Origin of the sequence: Gilliamella sp. Nev3-1 (genome assembly GCF_001690435.1) — a bacterium.
Lineage (GTDB): Bacteria > Pseudomonadota > Gammaproteobacteria > Enterobacterales > Orbaceae > Gilliamella > Gilliamella apicola_C.
The window spans coordinates 198216-216896 of record NZ_LZHN01000074.1 but is presented as its reverse complement, the minus strand read 5'-3'; the positions used below and the strand labels follow the sequence as shown (position 1 = coordinate 216896).

Sequence of the window (18681 nt, the reverse complement as noted above, 5' to 3'; positions counted from 1 at the left end):
GAATCATGCTAAATAAATTTAAATTAGATCATGAAGATATCGACTTATTTAAAAACAGTATCGGTAATATCAAAAAGATTAAGCAAGATACCGTTATTCATAAACCGATAAAACGCTCACAAAAAACGGTAGAAACAAAAAAATTACAACATGAAAAAGATCATGCTGAATTTTACTTTTCCGATAATTACCAACCATTATTGCAAGAAGATCCTATCCGCTATAGCAGAGAAAATGCTGATCCTTACGAAGTAAAAAAATTGCGCCGTGGATTTTATAATCCAGAATTCTTTTTAGACTTGCACGGGCTTACTCAACAAGAAGCTAAAAAAGAAATTGCAGCCCTTATCGCTGCATGTTTAAGAGAAAGAGCGCATTGTGCGTGTATTATGTATGGTCATGGTAAAAATATATTAAAAAAACAAACACCACTGTGGCTTGCACAACATCCACGTATTATTTGTTTTCATCAAGCCCCCAAAGAGTTTGGCGGTAGTGCTGCATTATTGATTTTATTTGATATTAATGAATTAATAGATATTTAAAATAACATATATCTCATCGATATATTCAAAAATATTCAATCATATTATTTCATAATATTTATTGTTATACGATTCACAACATATAGCTAACAAAGCAATCATTGTTGTCGAACAAAATATTGACGTTGTCACATAAAATATATCGTTGTTACACTCATTTTTGATATCAAAAAATATCCGTATAAAATGGATGACTAAATATTCAACATAATGGAAAAACAAAAAAATCTTATGATAGAGCTAAATAGGTGTAGAGAGGTTAGGAAAAATATTAAAGTGCAATACCCAAAATTATTTAGCAATAAATTAGAAAAGAAAACTAATTTTAATATTGGATTGATTACCACTAAACTGCTATCTGTAAAATAAAAAAGCCAGCTTAATTAAGCTGGCAAACATTGGAAGCAATGTGAGCAATGTCATACTTTCCAGAAGCCTTTCTACGCCCTAACAAAGTACGCGCCAATGATAATGATTATCATTATTAAAATCAAGCTTTTTTTTGACTTCTTCTAGTTACATAGCAATAAATTTATTATTCTCTTATTTTATAAATAATAAATTTACATTTGCTCAATACAAAAAAATAAAGCAGAAGCTTTCCCTTCTGCTTTTATAATACGATTTCACGCAATGAATAAATTATTTTAGATTAAGACAATCATCCTTATTATTTTTGATAAATAAACTCAACACCCTCTTCATCGCTTTCGTCCCAACCCTCAAATTCTTCATCATCAAAAGCTTCATCCATTACTTGTTGATGATAATCATCCCACATAAACTCCACTTTTTCTGGCGATGATTCTGCCTGCTCGGTTTCACGTGGATGTGCATTAATATATTCCATTAAATCCCAGCATAAAGCCTTTACACCTTCGTGGTTAATTGCAGAAATAGTATAATATTTATCTTGCCAATCAAGTGCCTTAGCAATTTCAGCCGCTCTCTCAGCCCCCTCTTCAGCACCTAATACATCCATTTTATTAAACACTAACCAACGCGGTTTATTAGCTAGTTTTTCACTATACTGATGTAGTTCTTGGATAATGACTTTTGCATTCTCGATCGGATCAGAGCCATCAATTGGTGCGATATCAATTAAATGTACTAACACTCGGCAACGTTCAAGATGCTTTAAGAAACGAATACCAAGCCCTGCTCCATCAGATGCACCTTCTATCAATCCGGGAATGTCAGCAACAACAAAACTCTGTTCGTTATCCATTCTAACCACACCCAAGCTAGGTACTAATGTTGTAAATGGGTAATCCGCTACCTTTGGCTTGGCTGCTGAAACAGCACGAATAAACGTTGATTTACCCGCATTAGGTAAGCCTAACATCCCCACATCAGCAAGTAATAATAACTCTAATAACACATCGCGTTTTTCGCCTGGTGTACCATCCGTTTTTTGCCTTGGCGCACGATTTACTGATGATTTAAAACGTGCATTTCCTAGGCCATGAAAGCCACCTTTAGCAACCAATACTTTTTGTTGGTGATGCGTTAAATCGCCAATAACTTCACCAGTATATTTATCCGTAATTCGCGTTCCTACAGGCACTTTAACAGTGATATCTCGACCTCGTTTACCAGTACAATCAGAACCTTGCCCATTTTGACCACGTTCAGCACGGTAATTTTTTTCAAACTGAAAATCAACAAGTGTATTCAAATTCTCATCAGCGATAAAAAATACATCACCACCATCACCACCATCACCACCGTCAGGGCCACCTTTAGGTATATATTTTTCTCGGCGAAAACCGACACAACCATTTCCACCATCTCCAGCTTCGACTCGAATTGAAGCTTCATCTACAAATTTCATTATTCTTCCCCTTTATTGCGGTTAATTAGCCAGCCTTTTCTTGGATGCCAAATATAATGCCCAATGGTCGCAAACATTGCGCCCGCAACAACAGACACTGCGCCAATATAACCTAAAATATTTAAATATTGCATAGCAAACTTTTCAGGCCAAATTAATGCAAACAGATCTGAAAAGACAAGTGCAAATAATGGCGTTAGGGTTGTTATAGCACTAACTTGTGCCGCTTGCCACCGCTCCATTGCCATCACTAACGCACCATATGCAATGATAGTATTTAAACCACAAAATATAATTGCAAAAAGTTGCGTTGCATCAGCATTTGCAATCCTGCTTGGTGAAGTAAATGGCATCAAAAACACGGTACAAATAAGGTAAATTAACCAAAGTAGCTGTTCTGCACGTAATTTACGTAATAACACCTTTTGAGCAAGTGCATAGCAAGCCCATGAGACCGAAGCAAGTAAACCAAGCCAAACCCCTATACCATACGAAGACATATTAGAAAACAGATCTGCAATATTTTTATTAAAAAATAGCCCTAACCCAATTAGTAAGACTAAAATACCAATGATCTGAGTCGGTCTTAGTCGCTCTTTAAAAATTAAAGCGCTTGACACCATAAATATCACAATGCCAGTTTGCCCAACAACTTGGGCTGTTGTGGCTGAAAGGTATTGAACTGCACTAGCAAATAATGCAAAATTACCCAGCAATCCAAATCCAGCAATTATCAATAAAATAAAGCGACGGCGTTTTTTAAACATCATTAAACTAGGAAATTGCTTTTTATAAGCCAACCAAATGGTAATCCCAAGCGCTGAAATAGCTAACCTAGACCAGGCTAATGTCAAGGGATCAACAACCACTAGTGCATATTTCATTGCAACTGGCACAATGCCCCACATCACCGCAGTTAACATGGCAAGTGCAAAACCTAATTTAACATTTTGCTGTTTTATCATATCGCTATCGATTTTATATGCGTTTAAAGAAAAGAAAAAAGCCCCACAATAACTGTGAGGCTTTTATAACTTTTGACCCGCTGTTAAGTTAGCTATTTGCAACTACACTAACATAACGACGGTTTTTAGGTCCTTTAACTTCAAATTTTACTTGCCCATCAATTAAGGCAAATAGAGTATGATCGCGACCACAACCTACATTGGTACCTGGGTGAAATTGAGTTCCACGTTGACGAACTAAAATATTACCAGCAAGAACTTCTTGACTACCATAACGTTTAACACCTAAACGTTTACTTTGGGAATCACGACCATTACGTGATGAACCACCAGCCTTCTTATGTGCCATTGTGCGATACTCCTATTAAGCGATTGCAGTGATCTTCACATCAGTGAACCACTGACGGTGACCTTGTTGTTTACGATAGTGTTTACGACGACGGAATTTAACAATTTTCACTTTGTCACCACGACCGTGCTCAACAATTTCTGCTTTAATTGTTGCACCTTCAACAAACGGAGCACCAACTTTGATGTCTTCACCATTTGCTACCATTAAAACTTTATCGAAAACAACTTCTGAGCCTGTTTCGACTTCAATTTTTTCCAAGCGAACGACTTGACCTTCGCTAACTCGGTGTTGCTTACCACCACTTTGGAAAACTGCGTACATACTTAACTCCGCAATAAAAAGCAGACGATTACTTGATTAAACATATATGTCTGCATTGATTAATCTTATAGGGCGTGAATTTTACGCAAAATTTATGCTTGTTGCAAGCGCTGTTTACCAAAAGATCGCAAAAAGTGACAAAAAAGATCAGCGATACACTTTTTTCAAGCTACAATAATCATAAATTACTAGTTACCCAAAACAAATTATAAAATAATGATGAGTGCTTATATACCGAAAAGAAAAATTAGCCACACCGCATCAATTATTAACCGTTTAACGCTATTACTGTTTTTTTTAGGGATGATTGCTTTAGTCGCATTATCGTTTTCAATTCAAGTAGCTAACGATGCCAAAGGTGGCGCATATATGGTAAATCAATTGGGGCTACTGAGAATGAAAAACTACCAATTGCTTACTATGATTCCACTGAACGAAAAAGAGTATGACCGTTTAAACATATTTAGTGATATTTCTTCATCACAACCGCATTTAATGCTTTTAAAACGTTATGACTTAATGAATGAATTTAATCAATTACAACTTGATTGGAATACTCGTATTGCCACTAAAATACAGCAAGCAAAAAAATTGAACGAGATAAAAACTGACATTGAAAACTATGTAACTCGTATCAACCATTTGGTGCATAAGATTGATCAAAAAACCGAAAGTAAAATTTATTATATTTCTCAATTACAACAATTATTTATTGCCATTATTGTCTGTTTTTTAATTGTTCAAATTTATTACTTGCGTTATTACCTGCTTGCACCATGGCAAAAGCTACTAGATATGGCGGAAGCTATTACAAATCACAATTTTAAAGAACGTTTTAATATTAGAAACCCAAAAAATGAGTTTGATCTATTAGGGCTGGCTTTTAATCGGATGTCAGAGCAGATCGAATCACAATATTTATTGCTAGGACAACAAGTTGCTGAAAAAACAGCCAAGTTACAACAAACCAATAAAATCGTTTCATTTCAATACCAAGCAACAAAACAACTACATACTTCAGAGCCATTATGTGCCCGTTTTTTAAAAATCCTACGTCAATTAGAAGAGTTAGTGCCATTAACTCACTTTCAAATTCGCTTTTATGAATCCGATGATCCTGAGCATTATCAACAAGCCAGTTACGATAACGAGCAAAAATTACCTTATTGCCAAAGCCCTAAATGCAATGCATGTTTAATCTCGTCCAAGCATGGTTCCGAAAAAAACCTTCAACGCCATTGGTATCTTCAAGAAAACGGAGAAAAATATGGGATATTATTTGCTTTGCAACCAACGGGATTAATATTAACCGATGAGCAAGAAAGCTTAATTATGGGGCTCATTGAGCAAATGACTACAGCAATGAAGCTAGAGAGAAAAATAGAACAACAGAAACAATATTTATTAATGAAAGAACGCTCTGCTATGGCCAGAGAACTGCATGATTCGATAGCACAATCACTTTCTTGTTTAAAAATACACCTTAGTTGCTTACAAATGCAATCAGATCTCACATCACAAAGCAGTATTGATTTATTAGCAACCATGCGTAAAGAAATCAATCTTACCTATTCACAATTAAGAGAACTCATTACCTCTTTCCGTTTACGTCTCAATCGCACAGGCTTTTATGCAAGTTTAATCGAACTCATTGAAGAGTTTAACCAAAAATTACAATTCAATATTCAATTTGAATACCAATTACCACTTAATATTATTAATAGTAAATATGCATTTCATTTATTACAGATTATTCGAGAAGGACTAAATAATATATACAAACATGCAAAAGCCACACAAGTCGCTGTCAATTTAAAAATGAATGATGATCAAATTGTTTCTGTTTGTATTGAAGATAATGGTATTGGTTTACAAAACAATATTAAACAGGATAATCGTTATGGACTAATTATTATGCGTGATAGGGTTGAAATACTAAATGGCAATTTATCAATCAACAGCAAACCTCATGTAGGAACACAAATTATGGTAGCATTTAAAGCAAACAAAACCATTCCATTAAAAAAATAGATGAGTAAAAAATGGAACAAATAAATAGTTCAATTCTTCTTATTGATGATCACCCAATGTTAAGAAATGGCGTGAAACAATTAATAAACACAGTAAACCATTTTGAAATTGTGGGAGAAGCTGGCTCAGGTATCGAAGGGGTTAAATTAGCCCAAGAGCTCGATCCTGATATTATTCTGCTCGATATCAATATGCAAGATGTCAATGGGCTAGAAATATTGCGCTATTTACGGGAGAAAAACATCGCAAGTCGCATTATTATGTTCACCGTATCGGACGCAAAAGAAGATATTATCACGGCACTAAAAACAGGTGCTGATGGGTATTTATTAAAAGATATGGAACCAGAAGATTTTCTAAAATCACTCAAAGAAATCTCGCTTGGAAAGTTAATTATGGATGATGCTATTTCACATATTATCCTCAATTATATGCGTCATGGTGAAGAACAGCTTACTAATCAAACTCACGATGTGAGCCTATTGACACCAAGAGAAAATGAAATTTTTAATTTATTAGTTCAAGGCCTGCCGAATAAATTAATTGCAAAAGAGCTAGGTATCGTAGAAAGTACTGTAAAAGTACACATCAAAAGCATATTCAAAAAACTTAATTTTAAATCACGAATGGAAATGACCGTATGGTATCTACAAAGTAAGGAATAATCTTAGCCATTGAAAAATAAAAATAGATAAATCGTTATGCGTTATCTTTGTTTAATAAAGTAAAACAATTTATAACCTAAAAACTTCCTGTTCGGCGAATTAGTAAATAACATTATTCATTTAACAAAATAACAAACATGACAAAAATCAAACAACGCATTGAAAACTAGAAAGATATGATAACTTATAATAGAATTGTGCAAATAAATAGCTGCTATTTATAGCCATACACATAAAATCTACAATAGGAATGTTTGAAATGCCAATATTGATTAATGCTTATTCTACAGTCACTCACCCACCAGCCATTGATTTCCCTTGTGAACGTTTATGTCATCGTGGATTAGATGATCCTGAATTGATGAAACACCTTGATGGTTTTATCGGTTATGTCATGCAAGCAGGCGATGGGCAGATGAATTCACGTCGTTATGCTTTGTATCGCCATATCCAACGAATTAAACACCAATGGACCTTTGAGATTGAAGAAGATAATTTCAATGAATTTACCACTTGGGGGTGGCAGGTAAATGCCATTATATTTATGCCAGATGGCACGATTCGAAATCCTGATGGAGATGTCTTACAAGATCCTGATGGGGATATTGATTTAGATGCAGTTATGCCTTATCCACCAGAAGCATTAAAGCGCAAAGCAAAAACGGAGCAGTATTTAGCTAAATTAGGATTGCATACACCGACACATTTACCACCGGTTATTGCTGAATCAGAAGTCATACTTAGAACACCAGAAGAAGTCGCTGCACGTGCTTTAGCGATAATGTTAACAGGTATTCAAGCCGAAAGTTTTCGAGAAAATGATCCGATTAATCCGATGGAATTTAAAGAACGTTGCCCAACGGGGTTTGCGGCTTTATCAAATAATGAACGTGACTTTATTTATAGCGAGCAACCAACAGAGCAAGATGTAATAGATATGTCTTGGAAATATGAGGCACTATTACCTTTACAATGGGCAATCAAGTGGCAATCTGAGCTTCCTTTTGCTGATACCATCTGTAATGTTTCATCGTTAGTTGACGAAGGGATGCAATACTGTGAGCAAGATAGCTCTACTGTAACCTTAAGACCAGTTAGTGAATTGTTAGATGCTTTAGATTTACATTACCGCTTACATTGGATAACCACAGATTATCAAATGAAAGATAAGCAACCACCCGCCTCAATGATAAGTGACGTTATTCAAGAGCGCCATTATGCATTAAATTGGTTAACTTGCTTTGAAAATGCGGATTGGGATGATGTCGATACACCGACCTGATATTTTGTTTTATTATTTAGCAGGCACCATGCCTGTATTAAATTAGTAGATACTTTATTAAATTAGTAGATACTTTATTCATTGGCTAATGATTCATCTCATTAGCCATTTTTTAAAGTGAATAACTGAACCTTTTATAAGTGGTGAAAAAATACAGTCGTAGCATTGCGCACAACTAAAACTGATCTATCTATTTTCATTAATGTTCAGAAAACCAACTCAGTTTTTCACGTAATGCAACAACCGGGCCAATAATAATTAAACTCGGACTGCAAGCTTGTAATGATAGTTGCGTTAAATGACATAACAAACCCGCTATAACTTTTTGCTTCGTTGTTGTACCTTCTTCAACAATGGCTACTGGCGTATTTGCATCCATACCCTGCTTAATTAACTGTTTTTCGATGTTTGCAGCTTGAGATAATCCCATATAAAAAACCAGTGTTTGTTTTTCGGCTGCTAAACTTTGCCAATCAAGGTGGCTACCATCTTTCAAATGCCCTGTAATTAACCGTACACTATGCGCGTAACTTCGATGCGTTAATGGAATGCCGCTATAAGCAGAACACCCCGACGCTGCCGTAATGCCTGGCACGACCGAAAAAGGAATATCAGCGTTAAATAATGTTTCTAACTCTTCACCACCTCGACCAAAAATAAAAGGATCGCCACCTTTTAAACGCACAACACGCTTACCTTTTTTAGCTTGCTGTAAAAGAATTTGATTGATTTGTTCTTGAGGTACACAATGAAATCCGGCTCGTTTACCAACAAAAATACGTTTAGCATCTCGGCGAGCAAGATTCATAATTTCATCTGAGACTAATCTATCATAGACAATAATATCTGCCTGCTGGATCTGTTGTAATCCTTTTAAAGTCAATAACCCAGCATCACCAGGACCCGCTCCGACTAACACAACCTCACCTCGAGAATCAAGCGAGGCATCAAATAACTCATTAGTAAGCTTTTCAACACGCTCAGAATCATTATTTGCAATTGCTTGAGCCAACCTGTCATGAGAAAACAACCTCTCCCAAAAACGACGGCGCTCAGTGATTGTTTGATAGGTTTTTTTAACTTTATTGCGCAAATAACCTGAATATTTAGCCAGTTTTCCTAAATGTTCGGGCAAAATAGATTCTAATTTCTCACGCAATAATCTAGCCAAAACAGGAGCATGCCCCTCTGAAGACACGGCTACCATAATAGGCGAGCGATCGATAATTGAAGGCATAATAAAACTAGCCTCCTTAGGAGAATCAACCACATTACAAAAAACACACCGTTTTTCAGCCTCAAGGCTCACTTTTTGGTTAATATCTTGGCAATCTGTGGCAGCAATAACCAGCCACTTATTATCAAGTAATTGTGCATTAAATTCCCCTTGAACTAGGGTAAGTTGCTGTTGTTCATGCCAACACATAAATTGCTCATTAAACGATTGAGAATTAACCGTAAGACGTGCGCCCGCTTCAAGTAATAGCCGCGCTTTACGTTCAGCAACTTCACCACCACCGACTAACAAACAATCACGGTTTTCTAACTTACAAAATAAGGGGAAATAATCCATAACACCTCAAAATAAAACATCTTTTTAACAATTTACTGATAATCAATCTAACAATAGCACTCTATGCATTATTCTGTGTTTAACTACCTTGCTATTTTGTATGACTTGTAACAATCAACGCCAAACACAATGCTCATTAAACATTCTTTATTGAAAGAGGGGAAATTCGCTATATCGCCCCTCCGATTTAAGCTAATGAGTTGAATAACCAACTTTTTATTCAGCAGTAATTAAGGTCGCTCAGCTCTAGGCGTTGAATACCAGTATCCGAGCCCCATAAATAACGCACCAGAAACAATATTTCCTAATGATACCCATAATAGATTATGACCAATTCCAGTTAGCGTGTAAGCATCACTATGGTTACCAAACCAAGAAAGCGAAAAAAGCGTCATATTGGCGATTGAGTGCTCATAACCACAAGCGATAAATGCTAACAAGCACCACCAAATTGCAATAAATTTTGCAGACCCTTCAACACGATTAGCCATCCAAATTGCTAAACAAACTAGCCAGTTACATAACACACCTCTAAAAAATAATGGGCAAGCCGCGGCCGATGTTTTTGCTAAAGCCGCAGTATGCACAAGGCTAGTATCGGTAGATAATAAAGGCGTTGCCGCATAAAAATACAGTGCCGCGACAAAAATTGAACCAACTAAATTTCCCAGCCATGTTTGTGGCAATACTAACCACATCTGAGTGTGTGTAATTTTTTTGCATTTCACCCCAAGCGTTAAAAACATGGTATGCCCAGTAAATAATTCTGATCCAGCAATTACCACTAACGTTAATGCGATCCCAAATGTCGCCCCCATAACTAAAGGTCTTATTGAAGGTTCAACCAAATTACCCAAAGTAAAAATTAAAATAATACCAAAACCTACATAAGCACCCGCCATGGCTGAACTTACCCAAAAACCGAATGGATTGGTTTTTGCCAAGCAAACAATACGCGCTGCATTAGCAGCACATTTATTGATTGTCTCTGTATACATATTTTTACCCTCTTAAAAAGATATTTAATTTGATTTAACCTGCACAGTACCATCATCATTAACATTCACTTGATAATAGGCGATAGAATATTGTTCATCATCCAAACAATAACCGTCTTTTAAACGAAAACGCTGTTTTTTTAGTGGGCTGGCAACATATAGCTCATTTTCATGCTGTCCAATAATGCCTCGCGATAACACACTTGCCTTAGCAAAAGGATCAATATTACTAATCGCATAAAGATCAGCATTATTATATGGACGAAAAATAGCAACGTGATCATGACCAACAAGCGCACAAACTCCGGTGCCTGGCAAAATATCATCAAGCTTACAAACCGTTATCCATTGACTCATACTATTCCCCTAACATTATTTTACGTTCTTCTGCTGTAGCAGGTCGATGCTGATCGCGCTCCGCTACAATTTGCACATTTTCATCACGCTGATTACTATTAATAAAGTGAGCAAATCGAACTTGATTTTCAGGATTTTCAACCGTCTTTTTCCACTCACACACCATTAATTTACGTAAGCGCGCCATTTCGCTTTCTAGTTCAGCATTAATCCCTAACTTATCGTCAACAATAACACTACGCAAATAATCAATACCCCCGTCTAGGTTTTCAAGCCAGACGGATGTACGTTGTAACTTATCAGCGGTACGAATATAGAACATAAGAAAACGGTCAATATATTGAATTAGCGTATTTTTATCTAGATCAGCCGCAAGTAAATCAGCATGGCGAGGCTTCATACCACCATTACCACAAACGTAAAGATTCCATCCTTTCTCTGTAGCAATCACACCAATATCTTTACCTTGGGCTTCAGCACATTCACGCGTACAACCTGATACACCTAACTTAAATTTATGCGGTGCACGAATACCTTTATAGCGATGTTCTAACTCAACGCCAAAACCCACACTATCACCCACACCATATCGGCACCATGTGCTACCAACACAAGTTTTTGCCATTCTTAATGCTTTAGCATACGCATAACCACTTTCAAAACCGGCATCAATAAGCTCCTTCCAAATAGCTGGAAGATCATCTTTTTGCGCACCAAATAAGCCAATACGTTGTGAACCAGTAATTTTAGAATAGAGGTGATATTTTTTAGCTATTTGACCAACAGCAATTAACCCTTCTGGCGTAATTTCACCACCCGCGCTACGCGGAATCACCGAATAAGTACCATTTTTTTGAATATTTCCCAAGAAAATATCATTACTATCTTGCAAAGGGATCAAATCATCTTTAAGAATATAATCATTCCAACTTGATGCTAATAACGATCCAACGGTGGGTTTACAAACCTCACAACCATAGCCATGACCATGTTTTTTAATCACTTGATCAAATGACGTTAAACCCTCAACACGAATCAAATGGTATAACTCCTGACGAGAATATTTAAAGTGCTCACATAATGCGTGACTAACCTCGATCCCTTGTTTAGCTAATTCCATATTAAGGATTTGGGTCACTAAGGGAATACACCCCCCACACCCAGTGCCCGCTTTCGTTTCGGCTTTTATTGCTGCAACGGTATGGCAACCCGCATTAATTGCATTAACAATTTTTTCTTTCGTTACATCAAAACAAGAACAAATTTGAGCCGAATCAGGAAGCGCTTCAACGCCCATCGTGGGTTTTGCTCCTGCATGAGCAGGCAATATCAAAGTATCTGGGTGCTCGGGCAGATCCATATCATTAAGCATTAATTGTAATAAATTACTATAGTCTGAAGTATCACCAACAAGCACTGCGCCCAATAACTTGTTATTATCTTGAGAGACAACTAATTTTTTATAAACAGGAACAGTTTCATCTAAATAAACATAGCTACGGCTACCGATTGTTTTCGCTTTAGCATCACCAATACTGCCGACATCTACCCCCATTAATTTTAATTTAGCACTCATATCTGCGCCTTCAAATGGGGTTTGCTCACCCATTAAATGCGCCAAGGCAACCTGCGCCATTTTATATCCTGGTGCAACTAAACCAAATACTCTGCCTTGCCAACAAGCACATTCACCAATAGCGTAAATATCAGGATCAGAAGTTTGGCAATAGTCATTAACCACAATTCCACCACGTTGGCCAATTTCAAGCTGACATGCTTTGGCAAGCTGATCATTCGGGCGAATACCTGTTGAGAAAACAATAAAATCAATTTCAAGTGATGTGCCATCAGCAAATTGCATAATTTTACCCGATGGTGTGTGAATAATTTCTTGGGTATTTTTGCTAGTGTGAACGCTAACGCCCATACTTTCAATTTTTCGGCGTAACTGCTCGCCTCCCATTACATCAAGTTGCTCTGCCATTAATACTGGTGCGAATTCAACGACATGTGTTTGTATTCCCAAGTTTTTTAATGCACCGGCAGCTTCAAGCCCCAACAAGCCACCACCAACAACAGCCCCCGTTTTGCAGTGGCTAGCACATTCAGCAATAGCATCAAGGTCTTCAATGGTCCGGTAAACAAAACAATTTAAACCATTAGCGCCTTTAATCGGTGGAACCCATGCATAAGATCCTGTTGCAATGATCAATTTATCATAGCTAACAATTCGCCCCGTCTGTGAATGAACTTCTTTACGCTGACGATTAATTAAAATAGCGCGTTCATTAAGTAATATGTTAATACCATTTTCTTCATATAGCCCTTCACGCACTAAAGAAAGTGCTTCAGCAGTATGACCGGAAAAATAAGAGGAAAGATGAACGCGATCATAAGCCAGGCGAGGCTCTTCACAAAAAATAGTAATATTAAATTGATTAGGCGACATTTTATCAATTAACTCTTCAACAAAACGATGCCCAACCATTCCATTACCAATGATAACGAGGTTGGTTTTACTCATACAACAACTCCAAATTTATTTTAATTTAATCATTTAATTTTTATTTTGCTCACATTGTATGAAACTTTGTACAGAATATAATTACTCTCAAGGATTACTACTTTAGTGGTAAAGATAAGATTATTTTAAAAAAAGTTTATTTAAAAATAAGCAATAATGACAATTACTTATAAAAAAATATCGACTCTAACCCCATAACCAATTCATAAAAAATAGTTAAAAAAGTTGCCAATTATAATTAACTTTATATAATTAGCCGACTAAATAAATTGAGTAATGATAATTGAATTACAATTCAAGAAAACTTCCTTCACGCGAAACTTTAGCAAAAGCGCAAAGATTTACTGATGAAACCATTGAGGTTTCCGGTGTCGATCTTGTCCTTAGTTTAATCACTACCGCCGATTTAATTCGCTCAAATATTTATGCGCAACTGGCAAAAGATTATGATGTATCTGAAGGAAAATTTGCGTTGTTAATGTCCTTGTATAGTGAAGGGGAAACTTGCGCTAGCGAGCTCGCATTAAGAGTCGGCGTTACACCGGCAACCGTTTCGGTAATGGTAAAACGAATGTTAGCTACGCAAGATCCTTTAATATCAATGACGAAAAGTGGACAAGACGGCCGCTCCCGACTCATCACGCTCACTACGACGGGAGTGAATCTTATTCAAAAAGCATTACCTGATCACTTAAAATCGATTCGCGCTTTTGCTCAAGTCTTAAATCCACAAGAGCAAGAATCTTTAATTGCAATGTTGCGCAAATTATTGCGGAAATAATTGCTAGTATTTATTAATAATCGTAATATTTTAACCATATACTTAGCTGACTAAATAAATGAAAAATAAATTAAACTTCAATGACTTACCTAAAAACATTAAAATCCCTGTTATCTTTTTATTGCTACTTCTTTTTGGCTCAATACTAATTTGTCTTGGTTCCAGAAACGATGCCATCACTGTGGCAAAAAGTATCAAATCAGGGGTATTAACTGCTGATGAAATCAATATTGCATTCCAAAATGTTGGTGGGAAGGTCATAAAACGATTTGTCCAAGAATCACAATTCGTAAAAAAAGGCGATCCTTTAATGCAACTTGAAGATATTGATACCCAGCTATCTATTGATCGCTTACAAGCATTAGTCGATAGCCAAACCGCTGCGGTCAATCAAGAACAAGCAGCAATCGAAATCACTGAAAACGAAATCAATCTTAATGAACTATCAACATGGCGCAAAATAGAAGAAGTCAAAGCAGGCTTAGAGGCAGCAAAATCAGCTCGAGATTTGGCTAATACTGAATTTCAACGCCATACTCAATTAAGAAAAACAGGTGGATCTTCACAATCGCAGCTCGACGCGGCGCGCAATGCCTACATCAGCACAAAAATGCAAGTTGTCCAGATTGAAAGCCAATTGTCAACATTAATGATTGGCGCAACCCCTGAACAAATGACGCAATTTGAACAAACCCGAAATGCAACCGGTATGACATTGCAATCAATCACAATTGCTAAACAAAAATTGCAAAATCGTCAAAATCAACTTGCTCAGATCCGAGCTCAATTAGCACAAGCTGAAACCGATTTAAAACAGCTCAAAGTCAATTACAACCGCCTTACATTGGTTGCACCAGAGGATGGCAAAGTACTAAAGCTGATGTTTGAAGATGGTGAAATGGTGCCGGCTGGTGCGCCTGCGGTATTGTTAGAAACTGATCGCAAATATATTGATATTTATGTTAACGAAAAAATGGTTAATGATTATCAGCCAGGTACTCAGGTAAAAGCGAACGTTATTGCACTCGACAAAACAGTAAAAGGCACCGTACGTTTTGCAACCGCTGCGCCTTCATTTGCTGATTTACGCATGACTCGCGAACGTGGCCAAGCCGATTTAACATCTTACCAAGTCAGAATTTATATAGAATCCATTCCTAAATTATTAACTGGAATGACACTTGAGGTTAATCAATGATGCAAAACATCATTAAATCTATGCTTGAAGAGCTTGATGCGATGCTATCAGGCCACTTCATCCCTTATTATAAAGTGTGTTTGGGCTTAGCCGCTATCGTGTCGCTTATCTTTTCAATTGTATTGAGCCATGGCTCTGTTTTTGAAGGAAAAATTGCGGTTATTGATTTAGATAGTTCGAATTATTCGACTGAACTAATCAGCAAAGTGAATACCTCGCCTTTTATTGAAATATCTGAGGTCATTCACTCACCAATAAATCCAATTACCTTAGTTTCACACGATCGTAATTTAGGGGTGCTATATATCCCTAAAGGGCTGGAAAAGTCATTAAAGAAAGGTGATCAAACGGTTAAACTAGGTTACTTTGTTGATGATACGAATGATGCACAAAACGCTAAAGTCATGCAAAGTCTTAACGAAATCATTCCTGAGCTAGGGGTAGAATTAAGCGTTGGTAAAGTTGCTGCATTAGGGCAAGGAAGAGAAGCAACCGAAGCTACTTTATCACCAATGCAATTAAAAACACGCTACATGTTTAACCCGGCGAGCTCATCAACAATATCGACGATTATCTATTTTGTCTACTTCTTCTCGTCGCTGACTTATGGACTAACATCGTTAATGATTATCGGCCGCTTAAAAAGCACAGGAATGTGGAATACCGTTATCGAGCGTGGATTTTTACCACTATTGGCGCGAACCGTGCCTTATGCCCTATTTTACACCACCGCGCTAACGTTAATTACCGCAATATTGGTCATTTTTGGACAACTGCGCTTTGATGGTAACTATTTTGCATTCGTACCTAGCGTATTTATGACAGGACTTGCGTTTGGTTGGTTAGGATTTTTACTTTCTTGGAACACCAGCCATCCTGGTGAAGGAGCAAGCCGGATGATATTTTTAGTGCCGCCGGGATTCATCATGGGCGGCTCAACCATGGCGGTCGGGATTATGCCTATTTGGGCCTATTATGCCAGTCATGCCTTTCCGTTAGTTTGGTTATTCCGATTTTTCCGTGACTGCGCTATGCGTGGGCGCTCGTTTATTGATATGCTTTCAACCTATGGGATCTTTATCATCTATTTAACGGTTATTGCTTTTGTTGTGATGATGTTTGTTGAGAGAGTGAAAAAAGTGGCTAGCGAGTAAATTTTTGTGAAAACGAGAACTTATTATCATAAAGTTGATGGCTATTTTTATCTTTAACACCAGCTGTTGTAAACTAGGTATTCCGCTGATCATCAATAAGTTGGATGCTGGTTTTCAAAAATATTACTATGTATTAGTTCCGACTTAATCGGACTAAGGGCTTGAAAAAGAGAGCGTTACCAGTTTTGATATTAGGTGTCAAATCTACAATCAAAACAACAAGAGGTAACGTTCATGCTTCATACTAACAATCAAATCATAAAACATAAAGTAGGCTTATTAAATTTAGCTGAAGAACTTCAAAACGTGTCTAGAGCTTGTAAAGTGATGGGAGTATCAAGGGATACGTTTTATCGTTATAAAGAACTCGTTGAAGAGGCTAGTTTAGACTCTTTAATATCAAGAGTAGACGGACACCAAATCTCAAAAATCGCGTTGATGACCCAACGGAACAAGCCGTTATTCGTTATGCTATTGACTATCCTGCTCATGGTCAGCATAGAACAAGCAATAAGCTTCGTAAGCAAGGTGTTTTTATTTCAGGAAGTGGCGTGTGCTCTGTTTGGTTAAGACATATTCTTGAGAATTTCAAAAAACGCTTACATGCTTTAGAAGAAAAAGCGGCTCAGGAAGGTATTGAACTCAATGATAACCAAATAGCTGCATTAGAAAAGAAAAAGCACGATGATGAAGCTTGTGGTGAAATAGAAACCGCTCATCCAGGTTATCTTGGCTCTCAAGATAGGTTTTATGTTGGTAATTTAAAGGGTGTCGGTCGGATTTATCAACAGGCTTTTGTTGATACTTATTCTAAAATTGTGCATTGTAAATTGTATGTGACCAAAACGCCAATTACAGCAGCCGATTTACTCAATGACAAGGTCTTACCATTTTATAATGCCCATCATTTGCCAATGCTTCGAATATTAACCGATAGAGGAACGGAGTTTTGTGGCACTATTGAAAAGCATGATTATCAACTTTATCTGGCGATTAATGATATTGACCATACTAAGACAAAAGCTATGCCGCCACAAACGAATGGGATCTACGAGCGTTTTCATAAAACTATTTTACATGAGCTTTATATGGTGACATTCCGTAAAAAGTGCTATTCAGATTTAGAAACACGCCAAACAGATCTGGACAATTGACTGCATTATTACAATAATGAACGAACTCATCAGGGAAAAATGTGCTGTGGTCGGACACCAATGGAAACATTGCTTGATGGAAAACGGATCTGGGAAGAAAAAAATCTGAACCAGATTTAACCTGACAGACACCCAATAAAAACGGGCAACTGTCAGATTAGGTTTGAGCTAGTACAACATAGAAACTCAAAATCATTCTTTACATAGGTTTTTATTTATCTGCTTTAAAAAACATTGGTATTCAAGCTCAATTTCTTTTTTGGCTTCTTGAGATAAGGTAGCCACATGAAATCGATGTAATGAACTATATAAGGCAAACAATATATTAATTGAGATGGAGGCTTTTTTTTGTTTTATCTTAAAATAAGCCTCTAAATACCCTACTTTTTTCAATGCCTCAACATCTGTAATTCCTACACTACACAATAATCTTTCCAATGACATAGTCATGTTTGGTAACTCTTTTATTCTTTTTGCCTTAATTTCATTTTTTTCATATTGTTCTTTTTTAGTATAGGTGATCACCATTTTTACCATAGCTAACAATTTATCTTGATCTTTAAATAACTCATCACTAACTTTATAATAATCAAGTAATTTTATTGACATTCCTGTTGTTATGCTCAACGGTTGCATACCTAAATCGATAAAAAATGAGCGGTAATTGGAATGCCCCCTTAAATAAAATTCTTTTCGAGTAATCCAACCAAACATGATATTTTTACTATTAACACTAAATCCGCCAAAAAATGTTTTGAGCGAAATATCTTCAACGTCAGAAAGTTCTGTTAAAATTCGATTAGCAAATGTTGAGCACATAATTAATTCCCATCCAAACTTTATCAAGTAACTGAAATGACTTACTAATTAATCTAATTTATAGCTACTTTATATTCAAATGATTTCTAAATAAATTCATAATTATGCGATCTGTATTCCATATATAA

16 protein-coding genes and 1 pseudogene are annotated in these 18681 nt (G+C 36.5%); 8 read left to right on the top strand and 9 right to left on the bottom strand.

The genetic code is table 11. The features are described 5' to 3' along the window. Window positions 1-5: 5 nt before the first annotated feature. A complete protein-coding gene (gene smrB / locus A9G40_RS12615) occupies window positions 6-545 on the top strand; it encodes an endonuclease SmrB (RefSeq protein WP_065583299.1) in 540 nt (179 codons plus the stop codon). 670 nt (window positions 546-1215) lie between these two features. Here the strand turns inward: smrB and cgtA are convergent. The 4 genes from cgtA to rplU form a co-directional block, all read right to left on the bottom strand. Further along, complete coding sequence (gene cgtA / locus A9G40_RS12610) at window positions 1216-2379, bottom strand: Obg family GTPase CgtA (RefSeq protein WP_065583298.1); 1164 nt, start codon at window positions 2377-2379, stop codon at window positions 1216-1218. Next, the gene (locus A9G40_RS12605; protein ID WP_065579710.1) at window positions 2379-3344 is read right to left on the bottom strand and encodes a DMT family transporter; all 966 of its coding nucleotides are present in this window, start codon (window positions 3342-3344) and stop codon (window positions 2379-2381) included. Before A9G40_RS12605 ends, cgtA begins: the two co-directional genes overlap by 1 nt. A gap of 88 nt (window positions 3345-3432) precedes the next feature. Beyond that, window positions 3433-3693 carry a 50S ribosomal protein L27 gene (rpmA, locus tag A9G40_RS12600; RefSeq protein ID WP_034915250.1) on the bottom strand — a complete coding sequence of 87 codons (261 nt, stop codon included), beginning with the start codon at window positions 3691-3693 and terminating at the stop codon, window positions 3433-3435. A 15-nt stretch (window positions 3694-3708) separates the two neighbouring features. Continuing rightward, window positions 3709-4017 carry a 50S ribosomal protein L21 gene (gene rplU / locus A9G40_RS12595; protein ID WP_034948580.1) on the bottom strand — a complete coding sequence of 103 codons (309 nt, stop codon included), beginning with the start codon at window positions 4015-4017 and terminating at the stop codon, window positions 3709-3711. Between the two features lie 219 nt (window positions 4018-4236). Here rplU and narX point away from each other — a divergent pair, with 219 nt between their 5' ends. From narX to A9G40_RS12580, 3 genes are all read left to right on the top strand, one after another. After that, entirely contained in the window at window positions 4237-6048 is a 1812-nt protein-coding gene (gene narX, locus A9G40_RS12590) for a nitrate/nitrite two-component system sensor histidine kinase NarX (RefSeq protein ID WP_176700868.1), read from the top strand. Between the two features lie 11 nt (window positions 6049-6059). Beyond that, window positions 6060-6713, top strand: coding sequence for a two-component system response regulator NarL (gene narL, locus A9G40_RS12585; RefSeq protein WP_065568421.1), 654 nt, complete (start codon window positions 6060-6062; stop codon window positions 6711-6713). Between the two features lie 259 nt (window positions 6714-6972). Further along, window positions 6973-7995: a DUF4272 domain-containing protein gene (locus tag A9G40_RS12580; RefSeq protein WP_065583296.1), complete on the top strand. Its 1023-nt coding sequence runs from the start codon at window positions 6973-6975 to the stop codon at window positions 7993-7995. Between the two features lie 199 nt (window positions 7996-8194). On the opposite strand, the gene cysG is transcribed toward A9G40_RS12580, so the two are convergent. From cysG to nirB, 4 genes are all read right to left on the bottom strand, one after another. Continuing rightward, complete coding sequence (gene cysG, locus A9G40_RS12575) at window positions 8195-9568, bottom strand: siroheme synthase CysG (RefSeq protein ID WP_065583295.1); 1374 nt, start codon at window positions 9566-9568, stop codon at window positions 8195-8197. A 230-nt stretch (window positions 9569-9798) separates the two neighbouring features. After that, the gene (gene nirC / locus A9G40_RS12570; RefSeq protein WP_065583294.1) at window positions 9799-10566 is read right to left on the bottom strand and encodes a nitrite transporter NirC; all 768 of its coding nucleotides are present in this window, start codon (window positions 10564-10566) and stop codon (window positions 9799-9801) included. A 24-nt stretch (window positions 10567-10590) separates the two neighbouring features. After that, entirely contained in the window at window positions 10591-10923 is a 333-nt protein-coding gene (nirD, locus tag A9G40_RS12565; protein WP_065568425.1) for a nitrite reductase small subunit NirD, read from the bottom strand. Window position 10924: 1 nt separating this feature from the next. Then, window positions 10925-13447 (bottom strand): nitrite reductase large subunit NirB, encoded by a 2523-nt coding sequence (gene nirB, locus A9G40_RS12560; protein ID WP_065583293.1) that lies wholly within the window; start codon window positions 13445-13447, stop codon window positions 10925-10927. Window positions 13448-13730: 283 nt separating this feature from the next. On the opposite strand from nirB, the gene A9G40_RS12555 reads away from it, so the two are divergent. The 4 genes and pseudogenes from A9G40_RS12555 (at window position 13731) to A9G40_RS14440 (ending at window position 17854) form a co-directional block, all read left to right on the top strand. Further along, window positions 13731-14228, top strand: a complete 498-nt coding sequence (locus A9G40_RS12555; RefSeq protein ID WP_065568427.1) for a MarR family winged helix-turn-helix transcriptional regulator — start codon at window positions 13731-13733, stop codon at window positions 14226-14228. A 58-nt stretch (window positions 14229-14286) separates the two neighbouring features. Beyond that, on the top strand, window positions 14287-15426 hold the full coding sequence (locus A9G40_RS12550) for an HlyD family secretion protein (RefSeq protein WP_065583292.1): 1140 nt from the start codon (window positions 14287-14289) through the stop codon (window positions 15424-15426). Next, window positions 15423-16580, top strand: a complete 1158-nt coding sequence (locus tag A9G40_RS12545; protein ID WP_218058021.1) for an ABC transporter permease — start codon at window positions 15423-15425, stop codon at window positions 16578-16580. Before A9G40_RS12550 ends, A9G40_RS12545 begins: the two co-directional genes overlap by 4 nt. A 234-nt stretch (window positions 16581-16814) precedes the next feature. Then, window positions 16815-17854: pseudogene (locus tag A9G40_RS14440) on the top strand (IS481 family transposase). 72 nt (window positions 17855-17926) lie between these two features. Here A9G40_RS14440 and A9G40_RS12530 read toward each other — a convergent pair. Then, entirely contained in the window at window positions 17927-18553 is a 627-nt protein-coding gene (locus tag A9G40_RS12530) for a TfoX/Sxy family DNA transformation protein (protein ID WP_065583289.1), read from the bottom strand. Window positions 18554-18681: the final 128 nt, after the last annotated feature.

Bases quoted from the DNA above. Each gene is read 5' to 3' on its own strand.
- cysG (WP_065583295.1), bottom strand. From the start codon at position 9,568: ATGGATTATTTCCCCTTATTTTGTAAGTTAGAAAACCGTGATTGTTTG.
- smrB (WP_065583299.1), top strand. From the start codon at position 6: ATGCTAAATAAATTTAAATTAGATCATGAAGATATCGACTTATTTAAA.
- nirC (WP_065583294.1), bottom strand. From the start codon at position 10,566: ATGTATACAGAGACAATCAATAAATGTGCTGCTAATGCAGCGCGTATT.
- A9G40_RS12545 (WP_218058021.1), top strand. From the start codon at position 15,423: ATGATGCAAAACATCATTAAATCTATGCTTGAAGAGCTTGATGCGATG.
- A9G40_RS12550 (WP_065583292.1), top strand. From the start codon at position 14,287: ATGAAAAATAAATTAAACTTCAATGACTTACCTAAAAACATTAAAATC.
- nirB (WP_065583293.1), bottom strand. From the start codon at position 13,447: ATGAGTAAAACCAACCTCGTTATCATTGGTAATGGAATGGTTGGGCAT.
- nirD (WP_065568425.1), bottom strand. From the start codon at position 10,923: ATGAGTCAATGGATAACGGTTTGTAAGCTTGATGATATTTTGCCAGGC.
- narX (WP_176700868.1), top strand. From the start codon at position 4,237: ATGAGTGCTTATATACCGAAAAGAAAAATTAGCCACACCGCATCAATT.
- A9G40_RS12580 (WP_065583296.1), top strand. From the start codon at position 6,973: ATGCCAATATTGATTAATGCTTATTCTACAGTCACTCACCCACCAGCC.
- A9G40_RS12530 (WP_065583289.1), bottom strand. From the start codon at position 18,553: ATGTGCTCAACATTTGCTAATCGAATTTTAACAGAACTTTCTGACGTT.
- rplU (WP_034948580.1), bottom strand. From the start codon at position 4,017: ATGTACGCAGTTTTCCAAAGTGGTGGTAAGCAACACCGAGTTAGCGAA.
- A9G40_RS12605 (WP_065579710.1), bottom strand. From the start codon at position 3,344: ATGATAAAACAGCAAAATGTTAAATTAGGTTTTGCACTTGCCATGTTA.
- cgtA (WP_065583298.1), bottom strand. From the start codon at position 2,379: ATGAAATTTGTAGATGAAGCTTCAATTCGAGTCGAAGCTGGAGATGGT.
- rpmA (WP_034915250.1), bottom strand. From the start codon at position 3,693: ATGGCACATAAGAAGGCTGGTGGTTCATCACGTAATGGTCGTGATTCC.
- narL (WP_065568421.1), top strand. From the start codon at position 6,060: ATGGAACAAATAAATAGTTCAATTCTTCTTATTGATGATCACCCAATG.